The sequence below is a fragment of the Prauserella endophytica genome (assembly GCF_005146945.1).
Classification (GTDB): domain Bacteria; phylum Actinomycetota; class Actinomycetes; order Mycobacteriales; family Pseudonocardiaceae; genus Prauserella_A; species Prauserella_A endophytica.
Genome location: NZ_SWMS01000020.1, coordinates 1 through 15,054, shown reverse-complemented (window position 1 = coordinate 15,054; position 15,054 = coordinate 1). Strand labels below are relative to the sequence as shown.

General features: G+C 69.0%; 16 protein-coding genes. 4 read left to right on the top strand and 12 right to left on the bottom strand.

Going from position 1 to position 15,054, the window contains the following annotated elements; genetic code table 11:
- Nucleotides 1-150 precede the first annotated feature (150 nt).
- Nucleotides 151-561, top strand: coding sequence for an NUDIX hydrolase (locus tag FCN18_RS28355; RefSeq protein WP_112276020.1), 411 nt, complete (start codon nt 151-153; stop codon nt 559-561).
- Here FCN18_RS28355 and FCN18_RS28350 read toward each other — a convergent pair.
- From FCN18_RS28350 to FCN18_RS28340, 3 genes are read right to left on the bottom strand one after another with little or no spacing between them, the layout of a single operon-like run.
- Nucleotides 558-2,177 (bottom strand): acyl--CoA ligase family protein, encoded by a 1,620-nt coding sequence (locus tag FCN18_RS28350; protein WP_137096543.1) that lies wholly within the window; start codon nt 2,175-2,177, stop codon nt 558-560. The genes FCN18_RS28355 and FCN18_RS28350 overlap by 4 nt on opposite strands.
- A 24-nt stretch (nt 2,178-2,201) precedes the next feature.
- A complete protein-coding gene (locus tag FCN18_RS28345; protein ID WP_112276016.1) occupies nt 2,202-3,317 on the bottom strand; it encodes a DUF2332 domain-containing protein in 1,116 nt (371 codons plus the stop codon).
- Complete coding sequence (locus tag FCN18_RS28340) at nt 3,310-3,813, bottom strand: MaoC family dehydratase (protein WP_110335161.1); 504 nt, start codon at nt 3,811-3,813, stop codon at nt 3,310-3,312. Before FCN18_RS28340 ends, FCN18_RS28345 begins: the two co-directional genes overlap by 8 nt.
- 306 nt (nt 3,814-4,119) lie before the next feature.
- Here FCN18_RS28340 and FCN18_RS28335 point away from each other — a divergent pair, with 306 nt between their 5' ends.
- From FCN18_RS28335 to FCN18_RS28325, 3 genes are all read left to right on the top strand, one after another.
- Nucleotides 4,120-5,208: a magnesium and cobalt transport protein CorA gene (locus tag FCN18_RS28335; RefSeq protein WP_112276014.1), complete on the top strand. Its 1,089-nt coding sequence runs from the start codon at nt 4,120-4,122 to the stop codon at nt 5,206-5,208.
- 167 nt (nt 5,209-5,375) lie between these two features.
- Nucleotides 5,376-6,029, top strand: a complete 654-nt coding sequence (locus tag FCN18_RS28330; RefSeq protein WP_112276012.1) for a metallophosphoesterase family protein — start codon at nt 5,376-5,378, stop codon at nt 6,027-6,029.
- Nucleotides 6,026-6,871, top strand: coding sequence for a ParB N-terminal domain-containing protein (locus FCN18_RS28325; protein WP_113644899.1), 846 nt, complete (start codon nt 6,026-6,028; stop codon nt 6,869-6,871). Before FCN18_RS28330 ends, FCN18_RS28325 begins: the two co-directional genes overlap by 4 nt.
- An 86-nt stretch (nt 6,872-6,957) precedes the next feature.
- On the opposite strand, the gene FCN18_RS28320 is transcribed toward FCN18_RS28325, so the two are convergent.
- The 9 genes from FCN18_RS28320 to FCN18_RS28280 form a co-directional block, all read right to left on the bottom strand.
- On the bottom strand, nt 6,958-7,833 hold the full coding sequence (locus FCN18_RS28320) for a DMT family protein (protein WP_112276008.1): 876 nt from the start codon (nt 7,831-7,833) through the stop codon (nt 6,958-6,960).
- Nucleotides 7,830-8,525, bottom strand: coding sequence for a DUF998 domain-containing protein (locus FCN18_RS28315; RefSeq protein ID WP_228714167.1), 696 nt, complete (start codon nt 8,523-8,525; stop codon nt 7,830-7,832). Before FCN18_RS28315 ends, FCN18_RS28320 begins: the two co-directional genes overlap by 4 nt.
- Nucleotides 8,526-8,779: 254 nt before the next feature.
- Nucleotides 8,780-9,961, bottom strand: coding sequence for an ABC transporter ATP-binding protein (locus FCN18_RS28310; RefSeq protein ID WP_112276006.1), 1,182 nt, complete (start codon nt 9,959-9,961; stop codon nt 8,780-8,782).
- A gap of 4 nt (nt 9,962-9,965) precedes the next feature.
- A complete protein-coding gene (locus FCN18_RS28305) occupies nt 9,966-10,808 on the bottom strand; it encodes a carbohydrate ABC transporter permease (protein WP_113644901.1) in 843 nt (280 codons plus the stop codon).
- Nucleotides 10,808-11,752, bottom strand: a complete 945-nt coding sequence (locus tag FCN18_RS28300) for a carbohydrate ABC transporter permease (RefSeq protein ID WP_137096542.1) — start codon at nt 11,750-11,752, stop codon at nt 10,808-10,810. Before FCN18_RS28300 ends, FCN18_RS28305 begins: the two co-directional genes overlap by 1 nt.
- Nucleotides 11,749-13,074, bottom strand: a complete 1,326-nt coding sequence (locus FCN18_RS28295) for an ABC transporter substrate-binding protein (protein WP_112276000.1) — start codon at nt 13,072-13,074, stop codon at nt 11,749-11,751. The genes FCN18_RS28300 and FCN18_RS28295 overlap by 4 nt, the downstream gene beginning before the upstream one ends.
- A 203-nt stretch (nt 13,075-13,277) precedes the next feature.
- Nucleotides 13,278-13,799, bottom strand: coding sequence for a general stress protein (locus FCN18_RS28290; RefSeq protein WP_112275998.1), 522 nt, complete (start codon nt 13,797-13,799; stop codon nt 13,278-13,280).
- A 132-nt stretch (nt 13,800-13,931) separates the two neighbouring features.
- Nucleotides 13,932-14,444: a gamma carbonic anhydrase family protein gene (locus FCN18_RS28285; RefSeq protein WP_407675797.1), complete on the bottom strand. Its 513-nt coding sequence runs from the start codon at nt 14,442-14,444 to the stop codon at nt 13,932-13,934.
- 266 nt (nt 14,445-14,710) lie between these two features.
- On the bottom strand, nt 14,711-15,054 hold a 344-nt coding region (locus FCN18_RS28280), incomplete at its 5' end, for an acyl-CoA dehydrogenase family protein (RefSeq protein ID WP_267285354.1).

Below are 15,054 nucleotides of genomic sequence, written 5' to 3'. Positions count from 1 at the left end.
ATCCCGTCTCTCGAGTGCAGACCTGGTGGCAAGGTGCCACTAAGTTTGTACCGCACTGCGCAGCGTTACGGGAGGAAAGTCCTGCGCTTGGGTCAGCGGACTGCGCAAATCGGCCCCATTGACTACCGAGCGTGACATGGAGGACTACACATGGGCGGGGTTCGGTGCGTCGGCGGCATCGTGCACGACGACGCCGGCCGACTGTTGCTCATCCAGCGTGGCCACGAGCCCTCGGCCGGCCGGTGGTCGCTGCCGGGCGGGCGGGTCGAGGAGGGCGAGAGCGACGCCGACGCACTGGCCCGTGAGCTGCGCGAGGAGACCGGGCTGGACGTTGTCGCTGGTCAGCTCGTCGGCAGTGTGACGAGGGGGTCGTACGTCATCTACGACTACGCGTGCACCGTGAGCGGCGGCGAGCTGAAAGCGGGCGACGACGCGGCCGACGCCCGCTGGGTCGACGCCGCCGCCTTCGGAGCACTCGCCGCGGCGGGGGAACTCACCGAAGGGCTCGCGGCCACCCTGCGTGACTGGGGTGTGCTTCCCCACGGCGCGGGTGACCGCTAGCCCTGGACGCGGCTCACCCTTCCGGCCCAGTCCCTCTCGCGCAGCTGGAACTTCTGGATCTTGCCGGTCGACGTCTTGGGCAGCTCTGTGACGAACTCCACCACGTCGGGCACCTTGTACCGCGCGATCTGCCCGCGGACGTGCTCCAGCAACTCCTCGGCGCTCACCTGCTCGCCCGGCCGCAACACCACGTACGCCTTGGGCCGCTCGCCCCACTTCTCGTGCGGCACGCCCACCACGGCGACCTCCAGCACGGCGGGATGCGAGTCGACGGCCGCCTCCACCTCGATCGTGGAGATGTTCTCGCCACCCGACACAATGATGTCCTTGGCCCGGTCACGCAGCTCGATGTAGCCGTCGGGGTGCCACACGCCCAGGTCGCCGGAGTGGAACCAGCCGCCGCGGAAGGCCTTCTCCGTGGCCTCGGGGTCGGCGAAGTAACCGGACATCACGTTGTTGCCCCGCATCACGACCTCGCCCATCGTGACGCCGTCCCTCGGCACGTCCGTCATGTCCTCGGCGACCACTCGCACGCCGTCGGTGACCACCATGCCGACGCCCTGCCTGGCCAGCAGCCTGCTCCGCGCCTCGACGTCGAGCTTCGGCCAGCCCTCCTGCCACTCGCACACCGTGTAGGGCCCGTAGGTCTCGGTCAGCCCGTAGACGTGCACCAGCCGCGCGCCCAGCGCCGTCATGCGCTTGATGACCGTCGGGCTCGGTGGCGCGCCCGCGGTCGTCACCACGACCTCCTGGGCGAGCGGATGCGCGCCCTCGAAGTTGGCGATCGTGTTGAGCACGGTCGGCGCGCCGTTGAGGTGCGTGACGCCCTCGGTGTCGAGCAGCCGCCAGATCTCCGCGGCGGCAGGCGCCCGCAGGCACACGTGGGTGCCGCCGATCGCCGTGATCGCCCACGTCGTGCACCAGCCGTTGCAGTGGAACATCGGCAGCGTCCACAGGTACCGCGACTCCGGGGTGTGCCGGGAGTGGACCAGCTCGGCCAGCGAGTTCAGGTACGCGCCGCGGTGGTGGTACATCACGCCCTTCGGCTTGCCCGTGGTGCCCGACGTGTAGTTGATCGAGATGGTGGCGCGCTCGTCGGCGACCATCCACGGGAGCGGCTCGTCGCTCCCGCGCGCGAGCAGGTCGGCGTAGGAGATGCCGCCGGCACCGGCGTCCGGGCTCGCGCCGGACGCCGGGTCGGTGACGGTCACGATCTCCCGCACGGGCGCGTCACCGGGCACCGAGCCGTGCAGCGCGGCGTCGACCACCAGCAGCCTCGCGCCGGAGTGCTCGAGGATGTACCGGATCTCGGCAGGCGCGAGGCGCGTGTTGATCGCCACCAGCACCCCGCCCGCGAGCGGCACCGCGAAGTGCGCGACGAGCATCTCGGGGATGTTCGGCAGCAGGTAGGCGACGCGGTCGCCAGGCTCGACGCCGCTCGCACGCAGTCCGCTCGCGACTCTCGTCGTCTCCGCGGCGAACTCGCGGTAGGTGAGCCGGCGCTCCCCGTAGGCGATGGCGACCTTGTCGGGGAACACCTCGGCCGACCGGCGCAGGAACGACAGCGGGGTGAGCGGCGTGTGCCACGTGTCCGCGTGTTCCGGGGTGACTGCCATCACCCCATCCTGTCCAGCGGCGGCCTACCGGGCAAGCCAGGTCATGCGCTGACCATGCGAGGACGCGAGCGCGAGCGCCTGCGCCTGCACGGTGCCGCCGTTCCACGTGGCCACGCCGAGCACGGACTGGGCGGTGCGGGTGTAGGCAAGCTCGTCGCGGCCCGGCAGCACGTGGACGAGCGCCGACTCGTACGGCTCGGCCGTGACCCACCACAGTGGACGGTCGGCGGCGACCTCGGCGAGCGCGGACACGAAGGCGGCGCGCTGCTCGGCGGCGAGGTAGGCGAGCACCCAGCTGGTGAACACCACGAGCGGCAGCTCGGTGGGCACCCGTGCGGCCGCCGAGGCCAGATCCGCCACGGCGTCGCCGGTCACCAGCTCCGGCGGGTCCTTGCGCTGCGCGGCCGCGGCCGTGCGCAGCAACCGGATCCGGTCGGGCTGGTCGGCCCACACGCACGCCTCGAGCCACGCGAGCTCGTCCTCGTCGGCACTGTCCACCGGGGACCGGTCGAGCCCGACCTTGGCGCCGACCACGAGCTTCTTCGGCACCTTCGGCAGCGCCGCGCCCTCGCCGAGCTCCAGCGCGCAGTGCAGCCCGACGGGCGTGCGTGCCGGGCCCGCCGCGATCTGCTCTCCGCCGTCGCACTGGTAGTGGTAGCCGTACGAGGCCAGGCCCAGCAGCAGGCCCGCGCTGCACCCGACCTCCAGCAGGCCGACCGCGCCCTTCGGGCCCTTGGCCTGCTTGGCGACCATCGCGACCGCCGGGTACAGGATCGTCGCCCTGCGGACCTCGTTGGTCTGCGTGAACCGCGTGCTCACCAGCTCACGCACCTTGTCGGCACGCTCCAGCAGGAACTCGCGGAACAGCGGCCACGTCTGCGAGTCGACGCCGTCGAACCCGCCCAGCGACGGGTAGTAGCGCGACAGCGGATGGATCGGATCGGCCTGCACGAGCCGGTGCGCGGCGGCCAGCAGCAGCGTGGGCTGCGCGTCCTCCGGATCCGCCGCCGTCAGCAGGCCCGCGATGTCGTCGTCCTCGGCGGCCTGCGCCGCCAGGTGCTCGTACAGCGGCGAGGTGCCGCCCGCGTCGTGCTCGGCGAAGCGGCGCAGGCGGCGCTTGATTCTGTCCAGGTCACTCATGGGGCACCGGACGGCCCGGCTGCTCGCCGCCCCGGGCCTCGCCGTAGGAACGCTTGGGAACCATGACCTTCCTCCGGAACGTGCACACGACGGTGCCGTCCTGCTTGTAGCCGCGGGTTTCCACGTACACCACGCCGCGGTCGTCCTTCGACTTCGACGGCGTCTTCTCCAGCACCTCGGTCTCACCGTAGATGGTGTCACCGTGGAAGGTCGGCTTGATGTGACGCAGTGACTCCACCTCCAGGTTGGCGATGGCCTTTCCGGAGACGTCGGGCACGGACATGCCGAGCAGCAGCGAGTAGATGTAGTTGCCCACCACCACGTTCTTGCCGAAGTCCGTGGTCTCCCCCGCGTAGTGCGCGTCCATGTGCAGCGGGTGGTGGTTCATCGTCAGCAGGCAGAAGAGGTGGTCGTCGTACTCGGTCACCGTTTTCCCGGGCCAGTGCTTGTAGACAGCGCCGACCTCGAACTCCTCGTAGTACCGCCCGAACTGCACCGCTGTAGCCTCCTTGCCGGTAACGTCACACCGCCCTGCGGCGACGTCCAGTGATGTTGGGGAGTACCCTTGACCATTGGCGCGCGGTGCGTCAACGCGAGTAACACCACCCTTCGGCCTGAGGAGGTGAGGAACGCACGATGAGTAGTGGCGATAGTCCGCTCCCTAGTTCAGCCGGCGTTCCCTCCTGGGCCGAGCACGTTCTCTCTCGGTAACCGGGCCGGGTCCGCTGGCAGTGCCGGGCGGACGTTTCACGTCTTTCGTCCGGTGCGTCGTCCTCATCAGTGACGAGCCAGGAGATCTCCCATGCCTGCGATTCCCTCCCTCGGTGGTCTGCGCGGCCGGGGCAACGGCCGTGCGGCGCGCGCGGTCACCCCGCCGAAGCCCGTGCCGCCGTCGGCCTACGTGGTCGACTGCGGGGTGTACGTCGACGGGGTCCGTCAGCCTGGTCCGTGGACGCACGCCGAAGCGATCCGCGAGGTCCGGGAGCGCGGTGAGGGCTTCGTCTGGATCGGTCTGCACCAGCCCGACGCCGAGCAGATCCAGGGCGTCGCCGACACGTTCGGCCTGCACGAGCTGGCCGTCGAGGACGCCGTGCACGCCCACCAGCGGCCGAAGCTGGAGCGCTACGACGACACGTTGTTCATGGTGTTCCGCACGGTCCGCTACGTGGAGCACGACTCCCCCACCACGGCCAACGAGATCGTCGAGTCCGGCGAGCTCATGGCCTTCCTCGGCACCGACTTCATCATCACCGTGCGGCACGGCAACCACGCAGGCCTGGCCAACCTGCGCCGCGAGCTCGACGCCGACCCGGAGCGGCTGGTGCCGGGCCCCGCGTCGGTGCTGCACGCGATCGCCGACCACGTCGTCGACCACTTCCTCGAGGTGACCGACAAGATCGAGGACGACATCGACGAGATGGAGACCGAGGTCTTCGCCCCGAGGACCCAGGTCACGTCCGAGCAGATCTACCTGATGAAGCGCGAGGTGCTGGAGCTGCGCAGGGCGGTGTCGCCGCTCGCGACGCCGCTGCGCAGGCTTTCGGAGGGCTACACCCGGCTCGTGCCCGACGACGTGCGCTCGTACTTCCGTAACGTCCACGACCACGTCACGACCGTGGCCGAGCGCGTCGAGTCCTTCGACGAGCTGCTCACGACGCTGGTCGACGCGACGCTGGCCAAGATCACGCTCCAGCAGAGCACCGACGTGCGGAAGATCACCGCGTGGGCGGCGATCATCGCGGTGCCCACGGCACTGGCCGGGATCTACGGCATGAACTTCGACTACATGCCGGAGCTGCATTCCCGCTACGGCTATCCGATGATCATCGCCGTCATTCTCATCATCTGTCTGCTGCTTTATCGAATATTCCGGAAGAACCGCTGGCTCTGACCCGAATCGTTCGACATGCGACTGGAGAATGCCATGCCCCGCATGCTGACCAACATCAAGTTCTGGGCGCTGGCCGCCGCGATCACCTGGATCGTCGTGGTCGTCGCCGTCATCGCGAAGAACCCCGACTACGCGCTCGGGACGCAATAGCCGCTTAGTCTGGCTGTATGCCGCGAGCGCTGGTGGTCGCCGACGAGGTCGACGAGAAGCTCTGGACCGACTGCGTGCGGAGCCTCTCGGTCGACCTCGTGCTGGGTGCGGGCGACCTGCCGTTCGACTACCTCGAACACCTCGCCGACACGCTGGAGAAGCCGCTCGTGTTCGTGCCCGGCAACCACGACCCCGACCTCACCGGGTTCACCCGCTACCGGGGGCTCGTGCTGCGCGCGGGCTTCCCGGCCCGGTGGCCTGGGCCGTGTGGGGGCGTCAACGCGGACGGCCGCGTCGTCGAGGTCGCCGGGCTGCGGATCGCGGGCCTCGGCGGGTCGATCCGCTACAACGAGGGCCCGAACCAGTGGACGCAGCGCCAGCAGGCCCGGCGCGCCCGGCGCCTGGTGCGCTCGGCCCGCGGCAAGGCCGTCGACGTGCTGCTGACCCACTCGCCGCCGCGCGGGGTCGGTGACCGCGAGGACCGCGCGCACCATGGGTTCGACTGCCTGCACCGGACGGTCGAGCGGCTGCGCCCGCGCTGGCTGCTGCACGGCCACATCCATCCGCACGGCGAGAAGGTCCGAGAGCACCGCGTGGGCGATACGCGCGTGCGCAACGTCGTGGGCGCCCACGTGCTCGAACTCGGCAGGCAGGGGGTGGGAGTTCCGTGAGCTCGCGAGAGACCGGGTTCCCGAGGGCCGACGCCGAGCACGACTTCCTGCGGGCCCGCCGCAGACAGGTCCTTTCGCGGCTGGCGACGTGGCTGCGCAGGGAGCCCGACGACGTCAACATCATGCTGCCGTTCGACGAGGTCGTCGACGCGCTGGGCTGGGAGGGCGAGCGCCGCATCGGCCTGCGCGTGATCCGGCTCGACTCGATAGTCGGCAGCGTCGACCGGGGACGGGACTTCGACCGGCGGTTCCGCCCCACGTCGGGGCGGGTAAGGCAGCGCTGGGAACGGCTCGCGCTGGCGAGCCGCCGCGGCGAGGCCATCCCGCCGATCGAGGTGTACCGGATCGGTGAGCTGCACTTCGTGATCGACGGCCACCACCGCGTTTCGGTGGCGCACGCGCTGGGGCTGGAATCGATCGAGGCCTACGTCACCGAGGTGCGCACGAAGCTCAACCCGAGCGGCATCCGCTACCGCGGCGACCTGATCGTCAAGGACTACCGGCGGCTCTTCCTCGAACGTGTGCCGCTGACCGGGGAGGCACGCGCGGCGATCGTGCTCTCGGACCCGTGGGACTACGCGGAGCTCGGCGAGCACGTCGAGGCGTGGGGGTTCCGGCTCATGCAGGACGGGGGCACGTTCCTCGACCGGGTCACCATCGCGGCGCGCTGGTACGAGACGGAGTACGAGCCGGTGGTGCGGATGCTGCGGCAGGCCGACCTGATCGGCGACCGAACCGAGGCCGAGGCGTACATGTGGGTGGCGGGCGAGCGCTACCGGCTCATCCGCACCCACCGCTGGGACGACGACGTGATCGAAGCCCTCCGCAGCCGCCGCAGGTAACCCCACAACGGTCAGCCCCGCTGCAGTGAAGGCCACCTTCACTGCGTTGAACGCAGTGAAGGTGGCCTTCACTGCAGTTGTGTGGGTCAGGAGGAGGTGTGGGCTTCACCGCGCAGGCGGCGGCGTTCCACGGCCTCCGGGTGGTGTCGGGCGAGCACCACGATGCCGCTCACCGCGATCACGCCGCACACCACGAGCGTGGTGAGGAAGTCAGAGCTGATGCCGCCCGCCTCGTCGAGCACGGCGAAGCCGATCGTGGTGGCGACCGCGGGGTTGAGCATGGTCTGCGCGCCGACCACGACGTCCGGCGGTCCGCTGGCGTAGCCGAGCTGGATGAACCAGGAACCGGCGAGGAAGGCAACCGCGAGCGCGACCAGCGAGAGCATCGGCAGATGGGAGATGCCCTCGGTGCGGACGGTGTAGGTCACGTCGCGGATGAGCACCGTCACGAGCCCGTACGCGGCACCCGCCGCCATCGCGAGCGAAACGCACCGCACGATGCCCCTGCTCAGCGCCGCGAGCAGGCCCAGCAGTGCCACGCCGAGCGCCACGAACTGGCCGGCCAGCAGCACCGCGCTCGCCGGGATCTCCTGCTCGGTCACCTCACCGGCCGTGCGGGTCACGAACAGCACGATGGCCGCCGTGGTCGCGCCGACGGCGATCCAGCCAGGGACGTCCAGCTCGCGCGCGTTCAGCAGGGCGACCATCGGCAGCGCCAGCACCACGATGGGCGCTACGACGGTGACGGGGGCGAAGGTGAGCGCGAGGATCTGGAGCACGGCGCAGGCGAACAGCACGGCGAACCCACGCGCCCACAGCGGATTGCGCACCAGGTCGCCGAGCTTGCGCAGCGTCAGCTTGCCGCCCTTGGTCTCGGCGCGGACCCCGTCGTGTTGCAGCTGCGCGCCGATCGCGCTGCACGCCGCGCCGAGCACGGCGAAGAAGATCGCGACGGTGATCATGACGTCAGCACCGGCTCGTCGGCAGTGCGCCGGGGCGCGCGGATGGCCGTCCACGACACCACGAGCAGGCGGACCGCGAGCACGAGCAGCATGGCCAGCTCGAGCGTGAACAGGCCGCGCTGGATCAGGCCCGAGACCGCCCGCCAGTCGAGCACACCGGGGAACTCCCACCACGCCAGGAGATCCGGCGACCGGGCGGCGAGGTAGGCCAGCGCGAGCACGACGCCGCCGAGCGCGAGCACGCGCAGGACGCGCGCCGTGTCCGCCCAGCCGGGCTGCGTGCCGAGGGCCCTTGCCAGCGCGAGCCCCGCCAGCGGCAGCGTGACGAACAGCGAGGCACCCGCGAACTGGTGGATCCAGCCGCTGGCCGTCTCGATGCGCGGGGAGTTGTCGGTGGGGAACACGGCGCAAAGGACCAGCGCGACACACCACGCGCCGAAGCCGACCACGGCGCGCGCACCGAGGCGGACGCGCAGCTGCGCCATGCCGACCAAGATAGTGGCTGTCGCCATGGCGACAGCGAAAAGCGCGGCGTCGAATGTTTCGGCGCCACGCTCCACGAAGACGTAGTAACTGACCGCGCGCGACAGCGGGTCGACCTCGTCGGCGAAGTGAACGTTCAGGTAGGTCATCGCGAGCACCGAACGCGCGAGCGTCAGCAACGCGAACACCGCAAGTGCACAGGCCAGCACGGAGAACGCACCCGCCCAGCGAGCGCGTCTGACGCTCGGACCCCCTGCGTTCAATCCGGACCTCCCCTACCGCGAGGCTCCCTCAGGTCAACGTCGAGATCGTCGCACCTGTTCCCTGAGAACACGCGGAGAGAAAGGCCCCCAAGGCCACCTTTGGTGCGTTGAGCCAACGCTGCGGCGCGTCAGCGTCTCCGTTTGGGTGGTGGTGGGAGACGGGCGGGCGAAGCAAAGGTGGCCTTGGGGGCAGGTGGGCGTTAACCCGAGTAGGTGAGGTTGGTTCCGTTGGCGGGGTCGAAGAGCTGGATACGGTCCGGGTCGAACCAGACGTCGAGCGGCTGGCCTTCCCGCGCCTCCGAGCTGGCCGAAAGCCGGGTGACGATGGCGGAGCCGGTGCCGGGGACGTCGGTGGCGCCGGCGTCGGCGGCGAGCTCCTCCAGCTCGGCCGTGGTGGCGAGCTCCTCCTCGACGGTGAAGTAGGCGTACTTCTCGGCGCCCATCGACTCCAGCACGTCGACGGTCGCCGTGAACGTCGAGCCGCCCTGGCGGTGCGACTCCTCCATCAGCGCCGCGTCCTCGAAGTGCTCGGGGCGGATGCCGGCCACGACCTCGCGGGGCGCGTCGGCCGCCTCGGCGAGGCGGCGGACGCGGTCGGTCAGCGTGATGGTGCCCAGCGGGGTCTTCAGGCTGCCGTCCTCGAGGGTCGCGGGGACGAAGTTCATCGACGGCGAGCCGATGAACCCGGCCACGAACAGGTTCGCCGGGTGGTCGTAGAGGAACTGCGGCGAGCCGATCTGCTGCACGATCCCGCCGCGGAGCACGACCACCCGGTCGCCGAGGGTCATGGCCTCGGTCTGGTCGTGGGTGACGTACACGGTGGTGGTGCCGAGCTGGCGTTGCAGCTTCGACACCGAGGTGCGCATCTGGCCACGCAGCTTGGCGTCCAGGTTGGACAGTGGTTCGTCCATGAGGAACGCCTTGGGGCTACGCACGATCGCCCGGCCCATCGCCACGCGCTGGCGCTGGCCGCCGGAGAGGTTCGACGGCTTGCGGTCGAGGTGCTGGGTGAGGTCGAGGATCGCTGCCGCCTCCTCGACCTTGGAGCGCACGGTGGCGTCGTCGACCTTCGCCAGCCGCAGTGGGAAGGCCATGTTCTCCCGCACGCTCATGTGCGGGTAGAGGGCGTAGGACTGGAACACCATGGCGATGTCGCGGTCCTTGGGTGCCTTCTCGTTGGCGCGGGCGCCGTCGATGCGCAGCTCGCCGGAGGAGATGTCCTCCAGTCCCGCGATCATGTTGAGTGCGGTGGACTTGCCGCAGCCGGAGGGCCCGACGAGGATCACGAACTCGCCGTCGGCGATCTCGATGTCCATCTCGGACACTGCCAGTGCTCCGTCCGGGTACCGCTTGGTCACCTTGTCGAGCACGATCTCAGCCATTGCGTTACCCCTTAACCGCACCGGAGGTCAGCCCCGCGACGATGCGGCGCTGGAAGAACAACACGAACAGGATGATCGGGATGGTGATCACCACGGCCGCCGCGGAGATCGTCCCGGTCGGGTCCTCGAACTGCGAGGTACCCGTGAAGAACGACAGCGCCGCCGGCACCGTGCGCGACGCCTCGGTCGACGTCAGCGAGATGGCGAACAGGAAGTCGTTCCAGCAGAAGATGAACACCAGGATCGCCGTGGTGAACACGCCAGGCGCGGCCAGCGGGGCGATGACCCTCCGGAACGCCTGTCCCGGGGTGGCACCGTCCATTTTGGCCGCCTTCTCCAGCTCCCACGGGATCTCGCGGAAGAACGCCGACAGCGTGTAGATCGCCAGCGGCAGCGCGAAGGTGATGTAGGGCAGGATCAGACCGGGCCAGGTGTCGAACAGCCCCAGCTCGCGTTCGATGTTGAACAGCGGTGTCACCAGCGAGATCTGCGGGAACATCGCGATCAGCAGCGAGATGCCGACGAGCAGCTTCTTGCCGGGAAAGTCGAGCCTGGCGATGGCGTAGGCCGCCATCATGCCGAGGATCACCGCGATCAGCGTCGCGATGATCGAGATGCCCAGCGAGTTGATCAGCGGCCGGATGAACTCGTTGGTGGCGAAGATGTCGGCGTAGTTCTGGAACGTCCACTCGCGCGGGATGAAGTTGCCGTCCGACAACGTCTCCTTGGACTTGAACGACAGCGAGACGATCCAGAGCACGGGGAACAGCGCGTACACGACGACGATCACGTCGACGAGCGCCCACCTGGCTTTGCGGCCCGTCGTGACCGCACCTCCGATGGCCATCAGCGCCTACCCCCTTGGTCGCTACCCGGTGCCGCCGTCCCGAACACCTTGACGAAGATGAACGCGATGATGGCGACCGTGATGAAGATCAGCACGGCCATCGTCGAGCCGATGCCTAGGTTCAAACCCTTGATGAGATTGTTGTAGGTCTGCATCGACACCGACGACGTGTCGTTGGCGCCGTTGGTGAGCACGAAGATGTTGTCGAAGATGCGGAACGCGTCGAGCGTGCGGAACAGCAGCGCCACGAGGATCGCCGGTTTCATCACCGGCACCATCACCTTCGTGAACCGCTGCCACGCGTTCGCCCCGTCCATCGACGCCGCCTTCAGCAGGTCGTCCGGCACCAGCGCGAGCCCCGCCATCAGCAGCAGAGCCATGAACGGCGTCGTCTTCCACACCTCGGCCAGGATGATCAACCACAGCGACGGCCACTGCTGGGTCAGTGGCGCGCTCTCGCCGGCAAGCGCGTTGGCCAGATATCCCGTCTCCGGGGTCCACGCGTAGAACCACGAGAACGCCGCCACCACCGTGACGATCCCGTACGGGATCAGCGTCACCGTGCGCACCAGCCCCCGGCCGACGAGAGTCCGGTGCATGACCAAGGCCAGCGCCATGCCCAGCACCAGCTCGATCGCCACCGACACCACGGTCAGGAACATCGTGGTGCCGAACGCCGTCCACCAGTACGAATTGCTGAGCACCGCGACGTAGTTCTCGAAACCCACGAACTGCCGCTCGTCCGGGAACCGCAGGTCGTACCGCTGCAACGACAACCAGATCGAATACGCGATCGGATAGCCCGTCACCGCGATCATCACGATCGCCGCGGGCGCGCACAGCAGCAGCCCCAGCCGCCGCTCCGCGCGCTTGCCCTCGCTCAGCGCCGGTTTTCCCTTGGCAGGCGCGGGTTTCGCCGGTGCCTCGGTGACTGCGTGGCTCATGGGATCACGCCCTTCGAGTCGAGCGCGTCGGTCAGCTGCTCACGCAACTGCTCCGCCGTGCCTTCCGGATCGATGTCCGACGGCGGGGACAGCACCTTCGACATCACCGTCGACAGGTTCTGGTACGCCGGAGTCAACGGCCGCACGGCCGCGTTCTTCAGCGCCTCCAGGATCGTGTCCTTCATCGGATACTCGGTCGCCATGCTCGGGTTGTTCTCCGGGTCGGCAGGCTTCGAGGGGTCGAGCGGGCGCGGGTCGGTGTAGACCGACTCGATCGTCGGCGGAACACCGTCGTTGAGCGCCGAGAACTTCTGGTTCTCCGCGCTCCGCAGGCACAACGCCGCCTCGAACGCCTCGGGCTTGTGCTGCGACGCCGAGCTGACCGCCAGGTCGTAGCCACCGATCGTGGTGCGGCCGTCGCCGTTCGACCCGACGCCGGGGTACGGCGCCCACTTGAAGTGCTCGAGGTCATCCGGCTTCTCCGACGCGTAGGAGGCGTAGACGAACGGCCAGTTCAGCTCGAACGCGCCACGGCCCTCCTGCATCGCAAGGCGAACCTGGTCCTCCTCCATGTTGGTCAGCGACGGGTCGGTCAGCCCGGAGGCGCTGACCTCCTTGAGGATCTCCAGCGCGCGCACCGCGCCCTCGTCCATCACCACCGACTGCCCGTCCTCGGAGAGGATGCGCCCGCCCGCGGACTCGACGATCGAGTTGTAGACCACCACCAGGCCCTCGTACTGGGCCCCGGTGAAGAGGATCTCGTGCGGCTCACCGCGTTCCTGCAACTCGCGGGACATCTGCATCATCTGGTCCCACGTGCGCGGGGGTTCCGGCGTGATGCGGTCGTCGTACCACAGCAGCTGCACGTTGGTGTTCTTCGGCGCCGCGTACAGCCTGCCGTTCCACGTCGCCGTCTCCAGCGGTCCGGGCAGGACGTCTCGCTCGGCCTCCGCCTTGTTGGCGCCCGTCCACTCCTCGACCCAGCCCGCCTCGGCGAACTCCGGCACCCACGTCACGTCGAGACCGAGCACGTCCATCGTGTCGTCTCCGGCGGCCAGCCTGCGCACCATCTGCTCGCGCTGGCCGTCCGCGTCACGCGGGAGCTTGTTGTAGACGATCTCGTACCGACCGTTCGCGTCCTCGTTGCAGTTGTCCACCACCGTCTGGAAGTTGTCCTCGGGCGCGTAGTAGACGTTGATCTTCATCCCGCCCTCGGTCCCGCAGGCGGTGAGCAGGCCCGCGCCCACCACCGTCGCTCCGAGTAGACCCGCGGCCCTGGCGGGCGGTCGGCCTCGCCTTGACCACGTCGGGGGCTTCGCCATCTGGTCTCCCTCCCATGTCACGCAGACAGGGCGGGAAACCCGTTCGCACCCCGTCGTGCGTGAGAACCAACCTCACGGCAACCATCCGTGTGCCGCTGACCGGTGCCGAAAACCTATGCCCGCCGATCAGAGCACGCAAGCACTCACCGTAACGATTCAGTGCCGGACCTGCTCCGTCGGTGGCACCCTGCGGCCACGAAACGTCAGCCGGACCTGCCCATCGCGAGCTTCGCGAGCAGATCGCGGCCCTTCTCGGCGTTGCGCGGCTGGCACAGGACGTCGTACCGGCCCGCGACCAGCTGGCTCGCCGAGGAGAAGTCGCGCCGCCCTCGGGACGACGCGTAGCTGAGCGCGGCGAACACCACGCCGAACAGCACACCGGCGATCAGGCCGACCAGGACCGGCGCGTACGACATGCCCTGCGAGCTGTTGAACATGCCGAGCAGCAGGCCGACGAAGAGACCGAACCAGGCGCCGGACAGTGCGCCGGTGCCCAGCACGCGGCCCCAGGAGAGCCTGCCGATCACGCGCTCGACGAGCATGAGGTCGACGCCGACGATGGTCACGTCCTGGACGGTGAAGTCGTTGTCGGCGAGGTAGTCGACGGCTCGCTGCGCCTCCTCGTACGTGCCGTACGAGCCGATCGGCCAGCCGGTGGGTGGTGTCGGAAGGCGGGGCAGACCGGGCGCCTGCCGCCCCGATGAGAGTGGACCGGTCACGATCATCACCTGTGCCTCGATTAGTCCGCGCTGTGGGCCCTCACCAGCGCTCCGCCCATGGTCTCATCCTGCCAATACGGATGAAACCACGCGAACACGGCGACCGGTGAAGATCCACCGGCTAGCCCGTTCAGGTGATCAGTCGGCGCTGGAGGCCTTCGCGTGCATGGTGGCGAGCGCCCGGTAGGCCTCCGCGTTGTGAACGGTGCTCTCGCGCTCCTCGGCCGTCAGCTCCCGGCGGACCTTGCCCGGCACGCCCGCCACCAGCGAACCCGGCGGAATCTGAGTGCCCTCCAGCACCACGGCACCCGCCGCGATGAGCGAGCCGCGGCCGACGACCGCTCCGTTGAGCACCACCGCCCCCATTCCGACGAGCGCGTCGTCCTCGATCGTGCAGCCGTGCAGCACGGCGCGGTGGCCGACGCTCACGCCCTCACCGATGGTCACGGGGAAACCGGGGTCGGCGTGCACCACCGAGCCGTCCTGGATGTTGCTGCCGACGCCCACCGTTATCGAGTCCAGGTCGGCCCGCAGCACCGACGTGTACCAGACACTGGCCTCGGCGTGCAGCGTCACCTGGCCGCAGAGGCGGGCGTCCGGCGCGACCCACGCCGTGTCGTGCACCTGCGGGCGATGACCGTTGATCTCCACGTTCGGTTCCTTCCGTTGCTAGAGCGACGACGGCAGGATCGCCACCGTCCAGGACAGTAGCGGTGCGCCGACCACGACGAGCCCCTGTAGCCCGCAGCTGCCGGTGGAGAGGCCGCCTGTCGGGCACCTGGCACGGACCCTGACCGCAGTGCAGGGCCCAGACGACCGCAGTGAAGGCCACCTTCACTGCGTTGAACGCAGGCATGGTGGCCTTCACTGCGGTCGGGGTGGGATGGGTTGGGTGGGTGGGTCGGGTGGGGGTGGGGTTAGTTTTTGGTTTTGTATTCGCGGAGCAGGCCGCGGCTGATGATGGTCTTCTGGATCTCGCTGGTGCCCTCGCCGATGAGCAGGAACGGGGCCTCCCGCATCAGGCGTTCGATCTCGTACTCCTTGGAATAGCCGTAACCGCCGTGGATGCGAAACGCCTCCTGGGTGACCTCGGCGCAGTACTCGGAGGCGAGCAGCTTGGCCATCCCCGCCTCCACGTCGTTACGCGCGCCGGCGTCCTTCAACCTCGCCGCGTTCACCATCATCAGATGAGCGGCCTCCACCTTGGTGGCCATCTCCGCCAGCTTGAACGCGATCGCCTGATGCTCGGCGATCGGCCTGC

Bases quoted from the DNA above. Each gene is read 5' to 3' on its own strand.
- FCN18_RS28295 (WP_112276000.1), bottom strand. From the start codon at position 13,074: ATGGCGAAGCCCCCGACGTGGTCAAGGCGAGGCCGACCGCCCGCCAGG.
- FCN18_RS28305 (WP_113644901.1), bottom strand. From the start codon at position 10,808: ATGGCCATCGGAGGTGCGGTCACGACGGGCCGCAAAGCCAGGTGGGCG.
- FCN18_RS28320 (WP_112276008.1), bottom strand. From the start codon at position 7,833: ATGATCACCGTCGCGATCTTCTTCGCCGTGCTCGGCGCGGCGTGCAGC.
- FCN18_RS28290 (WP_112275998.1), bottom strand. From the start codon at position 13,799: ATGATCGTGACCGGTCCACTCTCATCGGGGCGGCAGGCGCCCGGTCTG.
- FCN18_RS28345 (WP_112276016.1), bottom strand. From the start codon at position 3,317: ATGAGTGACCTGGACAGAATCAAGCGCCGCCTGCGCCGCTTCGCCGAG.
- FCN18_RS28310 (WP_112276006.1), bottom strand. From the start codon at position 9,961: ATGGCTGAGATCGTGCTCGACAAGGTGACCAAGCGGTACCCGGACGGA.
- FCN18_RS28350 (WP_137096543.1), bottom strand. From the start codon at position 2,177: ATGGCAGTCACCCCGGAACACGCGGACACGTGGCACACGCCGCTCACC.
- FCN18_RS28335 (WP_112276014.1), top strand. From the start codon at position 4,120: ATGCCTGCGATTCCCTCCCTCGGTGGTCTGCGCGGCCGGGGCAACGGC.
- FCN18_RS28300 (WP_137096542.1), bottom strand. From the start codon at position 11,752: ATGAGCCACGCAGTCACCGAGGCACCGGCGAAACCCGCGCCTGCCAAG.
- FCN18_RS28355 (WP_112276020.1), top strand. From the start codon at position 151: ATGGGCGGGGTTCGGTGCGTCGGCGGCATCGTGCACGACGACGCCGGC.
- FCN18_RS28330 (WP_112276012.1), top strand. From the start codon at position 5,376: ATGCCGCGAGCGCTGGTGGTCGCCGACGAGGTCGACGAGAAGCTCTGG.